Source organism: Pseudescherichia sp., assembly GCF_031979925.1.
GTDB lineage: Bacteria > Pseudomonadota > Gammaproteobacteria > Enterobacterales > Enterobacteriaceae > Pseudescherichia.
In genome coordinates, this window is record NZ_DALZFB010000007.1 from 113,009 (window position 1) to 124,727 (window position 11,719).

Annotated in this window: 12 protein-coding genes, 1 tRNA gene and 1 pseudogene; 8 read left to right on the forward strand and 6 right to left on the reverse strand. The window is 47.6% G+C overall.

From position 1 onward, the window contains the following. Positions 1-95: 95 nt before the first annotated feature. A complete protein-coding gene (locus RTM13_RS13630) occupies positions 96-1,739 on the forward strand; it encodes a dihydroxyacetone kinase subunit DhaK (RefSeq protein WP_312212525.1) in 1,644 nt (547 codons plus the stop codon). A gap of 41 nt (positions 1,740-1,780) precedes the next feature. On the opposite strand, the gene RTM13_RS13635 is transcribed toward RTM13_RS13630, so the two are convergent. The 3 genes from RTM13_RS13635 to RTM13_RS13645 form a co-directional block, all read right to left on the reverse strand. Next, positions 1,781-2,800, reverse strand: coding sequence for an NAD(P)-dependent alcohol dehydrogenase (locus tag RTM13_RS13635; RefSeq protein WP_312212526.1), 1,020 nt, complete (start codon positions 2,798-2,800; stop codon positions 1,781-1,783). 85 nt (positions 2,801-2,885) lie between these two features. Next, complete coding sequence (locus RTM13_RS13640) at positions 2,886-3,473, reverse strand: class I SAM-dependent methyltransferase (RefSeq protein WP_312212527.1); 588 nt, start codon at positions 3,471-3,473, stop codon at positions 2,886-2,888. After that, positions 3,470-4,495, reverse strand: coding sequence for an HNH endonuclease domain-containing protein (locus tag RTM13_RS13645; RefSeq protein WP_312212528.1), 1,026 nt, complete (start codon positions 4,493-4,495; stop codon positions 3,470-3,472). Before RTM13_RS13645 ends, RTM13_RS13640 begins: the two co-directional genes overlap by 4 nt. A 241-nt stretch (positions 4,496-4,736) precedes the next feature. Between RTM13_RS13645 and RTM13_RS13650 the strand changes: the two genes are divergently transcribed. The 5 genes and pseudogenes from RTM13_RS13650 to RTM13_RS13665 all read left to right on the forward strand — a co-directional run bounded on the left by RTM13_RS13650 (position 4,737) and on the right by RTM13_RS13665 (position 7,888). Further along, a tRNA-Leu gene (locus RTM13_RS13650) sits at positions 4,737-4,821 on the forward strand. 164 nt (positions 4,822-4,985) lie between these two features. Further along, positions 4,986-5,249 carry an Arm DNA-binding domain-containing protein gene (locus RTM13_RS13655; protein ID WP_312212529.1) on the forward strand — a complete coding sequence of 88 codons (264 nt, stop codon included), beginning with the start codon at positions 4,986-4,988 and terminating at the stop codon, positions 5,247-5,249. 38 nt (positions 5,250-5,287) lie between these two features. Further along, a pseudogene (locus RTM13_RS20225) lies at positions 5,288-5,613 on the forward strand (tyrosine-type recombinase/integrase). A 178-nt stretch (positions 5,614-5,791) separates the two neighbouring features. Continuing rightward, on the forward strand, positions 5,792-6,703 hold the full coding sequence (locus tag RTM13_RS13660) for a serine/threonine-protein kinase (protein WP_312212530.1): 912 nt from the start codon (positions 5,792-5,794) through the stop codon (positions 6,701-6,703). Positions 6,704-6,706: 3 nt separating this feature from the next. Beyond that, positions 6,707-7,888: a hypothetical protein gene (locus RTM13_RS13665; RefSeq protein ID WP_312212531.1), complete on the forward strand. Its 1,182-nt coding sequence runs from the start codon at positions 6,707-6,709 to the stop codon at positions 7,886-7,888. Here RTM13_RS13665 and RTM13_RS13670 read toward each other — a convergent pair. Continuing rightward, the gene (locus tag RTM13_RS13670; protein WP_312212532.1) at positions 7,877-8,527 is read right to left on the reverse strand and encodes a hypothetical protein; all 651 of its coding nucleotides are present in this window, start codon (positions 8,525-8,527) and stop codon (positions 7,877-7,879) included. The genes RTM13_RS13665 and RTM13_RS13670 overlap by 12 nt on opposite strands. Positions 8,528-8,683: 156 nt before the next feature. On the opposite strand from RTM13_RS13670, the gene RTM13_RS13675 reads away from it, so the two are divergent. Together RTM13_RS13675 and RTM13_RS13680 are read left to right on the forward strand one after the other, a co-directional pair. Continuing rightward, a complete protein-coding gene (locus RTM13_RS13675; protein ID WP_312212533.1) occupies positions 8,684-9,442 on the forward strand; it encodes a metallophosphoesterase in 759 nt (252 codons plus the stop codon). Between the two features lie 137 nt (positions 9,443-9,579). Further along, positions 9,580-10,218 (forward strand): HNH endonuclease, encoded by a 639-nt coding sequence (locus RTM13_RS13680; protein ID WP_312212534.1) that lies wholly within the window; start codon positions 9,580-9,582, stop codon positions 10,216-10,218. 46 nt (positions 10,219-10,264) lie between these two features. On the opposite strand, the gene RTM13_RS13685 is transcribed toward RTM13_RS13680, so the two are convergent. Together RTM13_RS13685 and RTM13_RS13690 are read right to left on the reverse strand one after the other, a co-directional pair. Then, entirely contained in the window at positions 10,265-10,744 is a 480-nt protein-coding gene (locus RTM13_RS13685) for a type VI secretion system tube protein TssD (RefSeq protein WP_312212535.1), read from the reverse strand. A 243-nt stretch (positions 10,745-10,987) separates the two neighbouring features. Next, on the reverse strand, positions 10,988-11,656 hold the full coding sequence (locus RTM13_RS13690) for a hypothetical protein (protein WP_312212536.1): 669 nt from the start codon (positions 11,654-11,656) through the stop codon (positions 10,988-10,990). Positions 11,657-11,719: the final 63 nt, after the last annotated feature.

Consider the following 11,719-nt stretch of genomic DNA (forward strand, 5'->3'; position numbering starts at 1 on the left):
GCTCTTTTTTGGGCGGGGGAAATTGCGCTTTCATACTTTGCGCTTCGTCACACCGTCTATGCTTTCCTTACGATTAATTAACCGCTCGGGAAGCTATGTCCAAATTTTTCTTCAACGACCGCAAGCAGCTGGTCAATGATGCCATCGAAGGCTTAATTATCTCCGCGCCGCACGCGAACCTGGTGCGTCTCGATATCGATCCCGCTATCCGCATCGTTGCACGTGGCGACTGGGACAAGGGCCGCGTGGCGGTCATCTCCGGCGGCGGCTCCGGCCACGAGCCAGCCCACGCGGGCTTCGTTGGCAAAGGGATGCTCACCGCCGCCGTCTGCGGGGACGTGTTTGCCTCCCCCAGCGTCGACGCCGTGCTTAACGCCATCGTTGCCGTTACCGGCGATCGCGGCTGCCTGCTGATCGTCAAAAACTATACCGGGGACCGCCTCAACTTCGGCCTTGCGGCTGAGAAAGCCAAACGTCACGGCCTGAAGGTTGAGATGGTGATCGTCGCCGACGATATCGCCCTGCCGGATAACAAGCAGCCGCGCGGCATCGCCGGAACGGCGCTGGTGCATAAGATTGCGGGCCACGCCGCCGAGCAGGGTAAATCCCTCGGTGAGGTGCGGGCCATAGCCCAGCAGGCCAGCGACAGCGTCTGGAGCCTCGGGCTGGCGATGGAGACCTGCAACCTGCCAGGCAGCGGCGAAGAGGAGGAGAACCGCATCCAGCGCGGCAAGGTCGAGCTGGGCCTCGGCATCCACGGCGAGCCGGGTGCCAGCACCGTCGACACTCACAACAGCAAAACCCTTATTGATACCCTCGTCGAGCCGCTGAAGGCGCAGGCGGGTAACGACCGCGTGGCGGTGCTGATCAACAACCTCGGCGGCGTCTCGGCGCTGGAGATGGCTCTGCTCACCAAAGAGCTGGCGCACTCGGCGCTGAAGGATCAGATTGCTTACCTCATCGGCCCCGCGCCGCTGGTCAGCTCCCTGGATATGAAAGGGTTCTCGCTCTCGCTGCTGCGCCTCAACGATGAGTTTGAGCGCGCCCTCAACGCGGACGTGGAGACCGTCGGCTGGCAAAAACCGGTGGCCTTCGCCCCGGTGCGCACGGTTAAGTACAACGCGATCACCACCGGCATCGAGACTCAGCCCTCTGATAACCCGGAGGTGAGCGCCCGGGTCAACGCTGCCACCGAGACGCTGATTAGCCTTGAGAACCGGCTCAACGCTCTGGATGCCAAAGTCGGCGACGGCGACACCGGCTCGACCTTTGCCGAAGGGGCGCGGGATATCGCCCAGCAGCTCGAGCAAGGTAAGCTCCCGCTGGACAACAGCGCCCAGCTCTTCCAGCTCATCGGCGAGCGACTGGCGACGGTAATGGGCGGCTCCAGCGGGGTGCTGATGTCGATATTCTTCACCGCAGCCGGACAGGCGATCCACGACGGGGCCAGCATCGCCGATGCGCTGTTAAAAGGCCTCAAGCAGATGAAACACTACGGTGGGGCAGATCTGGGAGACCGGACGCTGATCGATGCGCTACAGCCTGCCCTGGAGGCGTTACAGAGCAAGGATCTTAGCGCTGCGGTTGCGGCAGCAAAAGAGGGGGCAGAGAGCACCGCCGCGATGCAGAAAGCGGGGGCGGGGCGCTCGTCGTATGTTAACAGCGACAGCCTGACGGGCGTCACCGATCCGGGGGCAGTAGCGGTAGCCGAAGTCTTTGCTGCTTTAGTGAAGGTCTAACGGTAGGCCTGGCAAGCTACGCGCCGCCGGGCATTTACGATTTAAAAATCCGCCTTCAACACTACGCGATAACGGGCCTTGCCATCACGAACGTGCTGCAGGGCCTCGTTGATCTGCGACATCGGGAACATCTCGGTCTGCGGGGCGACCTTGCTGCGACCGGCAAAGCGCAGCAGCTTGCGCAGCTCGTACGGCGTGCCGGTAGCTGAACCGGAGATGCTGCGGTCGCCACCGATCAGGGTAAAGGCCGGGACCGGAAGCGGCTTCAGCACCGCGCCGACGGTGTGGAAGTTACCGCCGTGAGCCAGCGCCTCGAAGTAGGGCTGCCAGTCGAGATCGACGTTAACGGTGTTAATAATCAGATCGAACTGGCCCGCCAGGGCTTTTAACGCCTCTGGATCGCGGCTATTCACCACCTTATCCGCCCCGAACCGCAGCACCTCCTGCTCCTTGGCCGGGTTAGAGCTGAACGCCGTCACCTCGCAGCCCATGGCGTGCAGCAGCTTGATGGCGATATGACCCAGCCCGCCGATACCGATCACCCCGACGCGGCTGGTGGCGGTGATGTGGTGCATCAACAGCGGTTTAAACACCGTGATGCCGCCGCAGAGCATCGGCCCGGCGGATTCAATATCGATGCTGTCCGGAAGTGGGATCACCCACTGCCAGTCGGCGCGCAGCTTCTCAGCAAAGCCGCCGTGGTTAAGGATGGTCGGCGTCGCGCCTTCCAGACAGTTGATCTGGTTGCCGCTGATACAGGCATCGCAGTGACCGCAGCTGCGCGCCGTCCAGCCGATACCCACACGCTGGCCTACCTTCAGACCTTTGTCCTGCGCCGCGCTGCCCAGCGCCACTACGCGACCAATCACCTCATGCCCGGCGATCAGCGGATACTGGGACATGCCCCACTCGTTGTCGATCATCGACAGGTCAGAGTGGCAGATCCCGCAGTAGTCTACCTGCACCTCAACGTCCCCCGCCTGCAGTTCGCCAGGATCGTACTCGTATAGCTCCAGTTCGCTCCCAGCTTCTTTCGCGGCATAGCTTTTTATTGTGCTCATTGTGGTTTCCTCAGGTTCAGCGTTGAGTAGGAAGTGTAGAGCATGGGGTAGGGCGGCGCATGGGCGGAAGGTGCGAGATGGAAGTCTATTCAGACAGATGCTTACGCAGCAGCGCGTTCAGCCAGACCTCGTCCCGGTTGGGACGTTTGTCCTGGGTCGTCCACTGCTCAACGATGCTCACCTGCGGCAGGGCGGATACCAGCGTTTGCAGGCTAGCCTCATTCAGATCGGTAAAGTGACGACCCTCTTTTTCCCGCTCGCTAGCACCGTATTTAAACGACAGATACCACACGCCACCCGGCTTCAGAGCGCGGGCGAGACGACGCATCGCCTCGGGCAGCTCGACCTGAGGAAGATGCAGCAGCGAGGCGCAGCACCAGATCCCGTCGTAGCGCTCCACAGCCTCTAGCGCGCTGAACGTCATCTGCCTGACCGGCAGGCCGGTATAGGCCGTGGCAAGCTCCACCATCTCCGCCGAGGCGTCAAAGGCTTCCACCTGGTAACCCAGCGCGCTGAACGCTTTAGCGTCGCGCCCCGAGCCGCAGCCCGCATCCAGTACGCATCCGCCGGGAGCAACAAGGCGCAGGAAAGGCGCGTAGAGGGAGGACATATCCACCCCCACCGTGGCGTCAAAAAACGTCTGCGCGTTGCGCTGGTAATACGCCATCGTCATCTGAACATCACCTCTCCGGCAGCGACCGGCTGCCAGGTATGGAACCGACAGGCCAGGGCGGCGTTCCAGCGATCGTTTAAGAACGTGCGGCGCACCGGCTCGCTCTTGCCGGTCTGGTTGATGATCGCCTCATGCAGCGGCAGCCTGCTGTTAATAAAATACTCGTTGCGGGCATGGAGACGATAGAGCAGATCGAGGGCTGGAACTTGCGCCATCTTGCCATTCTGCCCCCGGTTGCAGGACTGACAGGCCAGGACCAGATTCCAGACGCCGTTGAGGTTCATGCCCGGCATCTCCTTCTGGGCAACCAGCGGGATAAAGTGATCCACATCGGCCAGCAGCGGATGCCCGGACTCCAGGCTTATCGGCGCGTTGCAGTAGAAGCAGTGCCCCTTCTGATAGCCGTTCAGGCTGTTGCGGCAGCTGGTAAGCGAGATGCGATAGCTGTTGAGTTGGGTAAAGAGGGTTTCACTCCCGGCGTCGTAATGCACGTCCAGCAGTTGCGGAGGCAGATCCATCTCCCAGGCCTTCTCAACCAGCCGCCAGCGGGCATCGGTTTCATGCACCAGGTTGTGGAACTGCGGTGTCTCCGTCAGGCGGTAGAACTCATCCGTCAGAAGGATGCCCTTGTGCTCCCGACGTTCGTTGATGAAGAACTGCTTCTCCAGCGGCCCACCGTTAACGTTATGGAAGGCATCCAGCACCACCGAGAAGCCGTAGCGCATCGTCATCTGGCGCAGCTCATCTTCATCAATCTCGCCGAGGTTGTATTGCAGACAGGCGGTAATCAGCTTGCCGGGTTTCTTGTCGTTGAGGATCTGCCGCGGGGCATTTTTCAGGTGCTCGCAGATATGCCTGCTGAAGGGTACGGCCAGGTCATCGAGCTTAATCAAAGTATCGCTGCGATCGACATCGTACAGGGCATGGGCCAGGGCGAACTTGTAGGTGGCGAAGTTATTGCCAAAGAGGATCACGCCGCGCCAGTAGTTCTCCAGCGTGGGATCGACCTGATAGAAGCGCATGCCTGCATCCTGATGTCTGTTGATGGGGTAACCCCAGGGGGTAACAGAATCAAATAACAAACAGGGGATAATGTAAACCTCGGATTGTGTTGCAGGTTTTTGCGAGGTGGCTCGAGATGGGATGGAGTAGGGATGGAGGGCGGTGGTTTTTTATGCGGTTAGCGCTGGAGGCGGGAAGGGGAGCTTGCATGGCGATCCGCAACGGGTATAATGCATCCGCTATCTGTACATCCCCTTCAGTGCCGGAGTGGCGAAATCGGTAGACGCAGTTGATTCAAAATCAACCGTAGAAATACGTGCCGGTTCGAGTCCGGCCTTCGGCACCAGTATCCTGTCCATCCTCGTCCGAGCAAGTCCAAAAAACCTTTAAAATCAACGATAAGAGTTTTTATTGCGTCCGTGCACGTCCGAGGTCATCCATTGACATCCGGCAAGTTTGGGGGTCAGAATGGGGGGCACTTCGCTTCGATAAACTTTTGACCCCCAAATTATGCCTTTAACTGATGTCGAGGCCCGTACCGCAAAGCCTCGTGAGAAAGAGTACAAACTCACTGATGGCCACGGATTGTATCTTCTTATCAAACCAACCAGTTCTAAACGCTGGTATCTCAAGTATCGTTTTGAAGGGAAAGAGAGCAGAATAGCGTTAGGTGCTTATTCTCTTCTTTCCTTGGCAAAAGCGCGTGAGAAACGTGATGAGATACACCTTCTGATAGCGGAAGGTATTAGCCCCAATGCGAAAAAGAAGAAGTAAGGCAACAGGAAGAGGCAGCACTTAACACTTTTGAAAAAGTGGCTTATGAGTGGCATGCGAACAATAAACGTTGGTCCGTCGGTCATGCTGAGCGGGTGTGGCGTGACCTTGAGCGTAATATCTTCCCAGCTATTGGAAAGAGAAATATTGCTGATTTAACAACCCGCGACCTGCTGTTGCCTTTGAAAGAGGTAGAGCTAAGCGGCCGCCTGGATGTGGCTCCCGTTTGCAACAAAGGATCACGGGTATTATGCGTTATGCGGTTCAGATTGGCATTACTGACCGTAATCCCGCCCAAGATCTTGCCGGGGCAATCATAACGAGAAAAGCTACTCACAGACCAGCTCTGCCTTTAGAACGCTAACCTGATTTTCTTCAGCGTATCGAAATACATAAAGGCCGCCTGCTTAGCATTGCGCGCGGAGTTGTTAATTAGATTATAGTTTTGGGGCTTATGACTTGGATTATGAGTTCTTCGGTGATAGTGTCGGATGTGATGGTGTAAGACATTTGTTTGAACATATACAGTAAGGAACATTGTAATGCTTGCAGATACACTTGAGCTCCGAGAGTTCATTAAAATCATTTATCCAAGCTTTGACTTACACAGCACAGCAAAAGCATCTGGTCAGCGAGTTGTCTATTTTGGGAGCTTCCATTCCCGTCTGGATATTGAACCAAATAATTGTGACTCATGGGGCGAGGTGGTTTTAAAGATTAGCGAGGCAACCTCTCGGTCTTCGATTTCTTATTTGCAAAAAGAAATTGAAATTCTTAAATCAATGGATTCAGATTGTTTTCCTAAGTTATTTTTTGATGAGGTAATAACATTTGATCCTCTGACTGAGGAGCCACTTAATCCCATGAGGATTATTAGTATAGAGGAGAAAATCGAGTCTCAAACGCTTACTGATATTATACGAAGTTATAATAGTGAAGATAAGGTAGTTTCTTTTTTGATTGAGATGTTAAGTGCCTTGCGATTACTATGGGGGCATACTCAAGCTCTTGTTCACAGAGACCTTAAACCTGATAATATTTTAGTCAGGAAAGATGGGCGTTTGGTGATTATTGATTTGGGCATTCTAAGACAGGAGGGAGTGAAAGGGGTAACTAATAGTTTCAATGCAATTGGGCCATGCACACCATGTTATGCAAGCCCAGAGCAAGCCATAAATGATAAAAAAAATATATCATTCAAAACTGATGTGTTTGCACTCGGTATTATTTGTTATGAAATGCTGAGTGGTAAAAATCCATTTCTCGATGGAGATGGTGAGCAATATTTCGATGATATTTTAGAGCGTGTTTGCGAATTTCAGCCACCTCCGCTAGAAATATATGGAGCCTCAACCGAATTTTCTAGGATTGTAGGTAAAATGATGAGTAAAGAACCTTTTAAAAGATATCGCACAGTGGAAATACTCTTACAAGACTTGGAGGCTTTGGTATAACTTATGACTATTAAATTACTGCATCAAATGGGACATAACTCTGTCTGGAACAAAGATTCATTTGAGAAGGATGGTGTTGGTGTAGGGCTTTGTTATAGCCCTGTACATGAAGTAGCAAAAAACATTAATGGTACAAAGAAGCAATTAAAAGAAACTTCAATATTTGACCCTCAATTTTACCTTCCTAGCTCACAAAAGAAAAAGTTTCAAACGTATGATTTTTTCCCTAATACTATTCTTGGTGAGAAGGGCTTTAATACAATAGATTTCACGGCGATTTCTAGCGAATCAGCAAAGCGCTGTGTTGATTTTCAGATTAAAAATAATTTTGAAAGAATAGTTATACCTGCAAGATTTTATGAGCAAATACATCCCAAGTATATTGAGCAGCAAAGTGAAAGTTTTGTTATACCGTTTATTAACTATATAAAAAAAATAGGTATTAATGCAAAGAAAAAAATAATCCTTACCGTCCCGATAACTTCTGGGATGCTGAATGTTGAAGAATATAAAATTAATTTATTAAATTGGATTACAAGTTTTCCTGAGATATCAGGTGTTTACTTCATATGTCAACATGATAGACCATCAAAACAAATTTCAGATGCTGGTTTTTTAGTTGATTATATGGATACAATTAAATCTACTATTGATGCCGATCTTGAGGTTATTGTAGGCTATACCAACACTGAATCTATTTTATACACATTATGTGGTGATTTATATTTAACAGTTGGTGCTTTTGAGAATACGAGAATATTTTCATTAGATAAATTTATTGTCTCGGATGAAGATAGACGAGGGCCAAAACCAAGGATTTATATGCCAGCATTGCTTAATTGGGTTAATTTCGAGGAAGCTAAGTTATTAAGAAAAGAAAGTCCTGAGTTATGGAAAAAAATCTATACACCAACTAAATATTCTGAAGATGCTTTTAATGCGACAACTACTATTACATTCCAAAACCCATTATTATATAAGCATTATTTTTTGACGTTCTTCCAGCAGATAAATAATATTTCCGCATATCATATGGGCGATCGTGTAGGTTATGTAACATCTATGGTTGATCAGGCAATTGAAAATTACACAAACCTTAAAAAGGTATTCACGCTTGAAAAAAATGGTAGTGATGAACACCTCATTCCATGGAAGAATGCAATAAAACTATTTTCAAATAGATGATAATGAGAGACACTTTTTTGCTAAAAGGGAATTGGCTTTCCAAAAGGCCAATTCTGATTTATGATCCTCTGGAGTAGGTGAGAATATTTCTTCATAAGTGCCATTAATAGAAATTGTGGCTAATCCAATATTGAGTTTTTTAAATTCAGATATATTTAGCTTGGCAGCATTTGCTCTATATTGGTCTAAAACAACCCAGGATTCGTTGGAGAATATTCTATATCTGCTAGCTTGCCATAAAGCTTTTTTCCAGTCCCTTAGCTTTGCTTCAATAGCAATTATGGATGAGCAGAGGGGTTTTGGTTGTCTCACTTTAATATACTCTTCGCCTTCTGTTTTAATGCAGTAACCAGCATTGATAAACTTGCTTAATGCTTTCTTTGATGAGTTTTCTGATGTTCCGGATAAGGAAGCCAAATATTCTATAGAAAAGGATTTTTTGAAAGGAAGGGCTCTCAGGGTATAAGCCCAGTCAGCAGGTATTTTCCCTAAATCTAGCAGGCCATCATCTTTATTTGTCTTAAAAACAACTAAATCTGCAATACCAAAGCCGCAATCAAATTCATGCTCAAGATTTATGTTTTTTCTGTCTTTTTTGACTAAAGATGTAAAAATATTGACCAATGCAAGTTCGGTCACAAATGGCTCTTGGGTTGCGCTGCTTTTTTTTGTGTATCTTGTTGTTTTTAATATGTTTTTCATGGCCTTTAACTGTCTGTTTGCAAGTGCATCTTGTATAGTATAGTGTGATTCTAATCTAGAATCTATATATAGTGATTTTATAAATTGGGTCATATGAAAAATAATTACGGAATTGATAACCATAGGAAATATAAAATTAATCATATAGGGAGAGACTTTTTCCTAGGAGATCTTCATGGTTCTATTCAGTTGTTAAACAAAACCCTTAAAAAAATAAAATTTAACATTGAAACTGATCGTATATTTTGTGTTGGGGATGTTATTGATAGGGGGGATGCTTCTGCTGAATGTTTAAAGTTATGCAAAAATAAATGGTTTTTTTCAGTGTTAGGCAATCATGAGGCTATGCTTCTAGAGTCAAAAGATAATGCTTTTAAAAAAGAAGTATGGTTTAGAAACGGCGGGCAGTGGTGGGCTGAAGTAGGTTTTAATGAAAGATCGTTATTAGAAGAAATTATATTGGAAGAGTTCTGTGTCTCTTTGTCCGTGGAAACGGCATTGGGTAATGTTGGAGTCATACATTCCGGATATCCATTCTGTGAGTGGCCTCTACGGAATGATGAGGAACTAAATAAATCTCATCTTAAAAATATCCTATGGGATAGAGAAATCCTTAAACAATCCCACACTAAAATCACTACAGGTGTATCATTAATTATTTCCGGACACACACCAATAGACGCTCCTACTTTATTGGGGAATCATTTATTTATCGATACGGGCTGTGGCCATTATGCTAATGAAAATCTCCGAAAGCCAAGATTAACTTTGTGCGAAATAGCATCATCTACGAACCTTCTTTTTCATGAGCTTGACTATAAAAGTTATAGAGTTACAGATCTATCAATATAGGTATCTAGAGATATTGGAAGGGGGCATTTTGGAGGTCAGTGAGAAGCTTATTGTATTATTTGTGCTTTAAAATAAACTAGTTGAATTTGTTTGTCGAGTCCGGCCTTCCACGTAATAATTGTTCAAAAGGTGCACTCATGAACAAACTCCCCAACAGCCTCCTTCGCGAAGCCATCCTAGCCGCAGCCCACGCCTACGATGCGGGAGTTGATCACGCCTTCGCTGACTCCCGAGACTACGACGTCATCATCAACGACCGCCGTTACCCACCAAAAGCCATTGTCGGCATCGCCGCTTCAACACTCACTGGCCTAACCTTCATGCCAGCAGACTTCAGTGGCGGGATAAAATCAAAGTGCGTCAGGCTGCTCACCGATCAAGGCTTTCAGATCGTCAATAAAAGCGAACCCATCGAACCCCTCGAACCAAGCCTCTTCCCGGACGAGATCCAGCAGGAAGCCACCTACATCGAAGGAGCCGCCGTTCAGGTAACCGTCAACCGCTACGAACGTGACCGCAAGGCCCGCCAGGCTGCGCTAGATTGGCATGGTTATCAGTGTAAAGTATGCGGTCTTGACATGACCAAGGTGTATGGTGAAATCGCGAAAGGCTTCATTCATGTGCATCACCTTATTCCTTTTTCAGAGATAAAAGCGAACTACCAGGTTGATCCTAAAACCGACCTTATTCCTGTTTGCCCCAACTGCCATGCGATGCTGCATCGGCAGGATCCGCCGCTTAAGCCAGAGGCACTAAAAAATCTAATAAGAAAATAAGAATATACGCATCAAGAAAACTGCTTTTTATAGCCCTTCTTATAATTTATGCCACACAACGATTGTTCCAGCTATCCTTAAAGACAATATTCCCATCCACATACTTCCACTGAATTGACTCATATCTAATCTCGATATTCTCCAGATGAGTTCCCGTCATTGATCCGGGATGAAGGTTAGGAGTAATGCCTGTTATCTTCACGTTCTCCATAAATATATTGAAATATTCAGCTTCTAAGCCTGCATCCAGGATACGATACATCTTTAACTCCGCCGAATTTAGCGTGACTCCTAAGCTGATTGCACGGTAAAGGAAAGGAGTTATGCGATCAAATTCCTTCTGAAAAATTATAGGGGTATGAACGCGGGTTGCTGTGAGCCTGCCTGTATTACTGTCCGCTGGAATACTCATGTGATGAGTAAGCGATTTTATCTCTATAGAACCTTCTCTACCAAGTACAGAGCAGCTTCCGATAATAGGTGAACCGTTTTCATCCGTTAACCATAAATATGCTGGGTTTGACATATGATTTCCTTTAGTTAAATGTTTTGCTTTCTATAACTTTCTAATTTACGTATGAATTTAGATGTGAAGTAAAAAGTGATAATCCATATTCCTATGTAAACAAACTTCATGGGCCAAGGTTCGAAAAGCATAACGCAGAGTACTATGCCTAAAATAAATAAAGGTGACTCTATAACATCCCATATGTTCGTTAGCGTATATATAAAGATGTCTGCGGCGGTTTTGACCAAAGCAGTCAAGTTTTTAATGCAAAACATGAAGTTTCTTTCCTACCACAGATATTATCTCGTCGAAGGCAGGCTTACCCTGTGTTATGCTAACATGAATAGCATCAACAAAAGGCTTTACCGCTGGTTCAAAAAGAAAATAGGTAAGATCGTAATCATGTGGACGTAGCAACGAATAAATCTCTGGATCTTCGTGTTGAAGACTTTCAGATTTTCTAATTGAGCGTTCACTCATCCCGCCGATGAGAAGAGTAAAAGCCACTTTGCCTATTATAGTTTTACTCTCTGCTGCGGCGATAAATGCAGTTCGTTCAATTATGGCTGCTGCGGTTGTTACAGCAATTTTCGTTGCTAATATTCTTCCGGTAATTGCAGTGATAACACCTCGATACGTATCATCTTGTTTTTCTTTAGATAAGTATTTATTGAACTCTTTAAATATTATCTCAATAGCATCAACGATATGATCGTAGTTTAAAATATCGTGGCGAATTGCTGCAAGCATACGAATTCGTTGGGTTTGGTGATCGTATCTTGAATCAGTATCAAAATAGCCTAGCGCCAAATACGCAAAATCGAGAGGAACCGTCAGTGCACCGTTAATCATTCCTTTAATTGTATTAGGTGAGTCAATAATATTAACTATCCTGTCTGCTATATCTTCTGTATTGCTAATGTCTGCCATGACCATTTCTCCACTGAACTATGTCATGACTCTAAATCATTAGAAAGAGTATTGGTTAAGCGA

Excerpts from the sequence above, each read along its gene's own strand:
- RTM13_RS13630 (WP_312212525.1), top strand. The coding sequence starts at position 96 with ATGTCCAAATTTTTCTTCAACGACCGCAAGCAGCTGGTCAATGATGCC.
- RTM13_RS13635 (WP_312212526.1), bottom strand. The coding sequence starts at position 2,800 with ATGAGCACAATAAAAAGCTATGCCGCGAAAGAAGCTGGGAGCGAACTG.
- RTM13_RS13640 (WP_312212527.1), bottom strand. The coding sequence starts at position 3,473 with ATGACGATGGCGTATTACCAGCGCAACGCGCAGACGTTTTTTGACGCC.
- RTM13_RS13645 (WP_312212528.1), bottom strand. The coding sequence starts at position 4,495 with ATGCGCTTCTATCAGGTCGATCCCACGCTGGAGAACTACTGGCGCGGC.
- RTM13_RS13655 (WP_312212529.1), top strand. The coding sequence starts at position 4,986 with ATGCCTTTAACTGATGTCGAGGCCCGTACCGCAAAGCCTCGTGAGAAA.
- RTM13_RS13660 (WP_312212530.1), top strand. The coding sequence starts at position 5,792 with ATGCTTGCAGATACACTTGAGCTCCGAGAGTTCATTAAAATCATTTAT.
- RTM13_RS13665 (WP_312212531.1), top strand. The coding sequence starts at position 6,707 with ATGACTATTAAATTACTGCATCAAATGGGACATAACTCTGTCTGGAAC.
- RTM13_RS13675 (WP_312212533.1), top strand. The coding sequence starts at position 8,684 with ATGAAAAATAATTACGGAATTGATAACCATAGGAAATATAAAATTAAT.
- RTM13_RS13680 (WP_312212534.1), top strand. The coding sequence starts at position 9,580 with ATGAACAAACTCCCCAACAGCCTCCTTCGCGAAGCCATCCTAGCCGCA.
- RTM13_RS13685 (WP_312212535.1), bottom strand. The coding sequence starts at position 10,744 with ATGTCAAACCCAGCATATTTATGGTTAACGGATGAAAACGGTTCACCT.
- RTM13_RS13690 (WP_312212536.1), bottom strand. The coding sequence starts at position 11,656 with ATGGCAGACATTAGCAATACAGAAGATATAGCAGACAGGATAGTTAAT.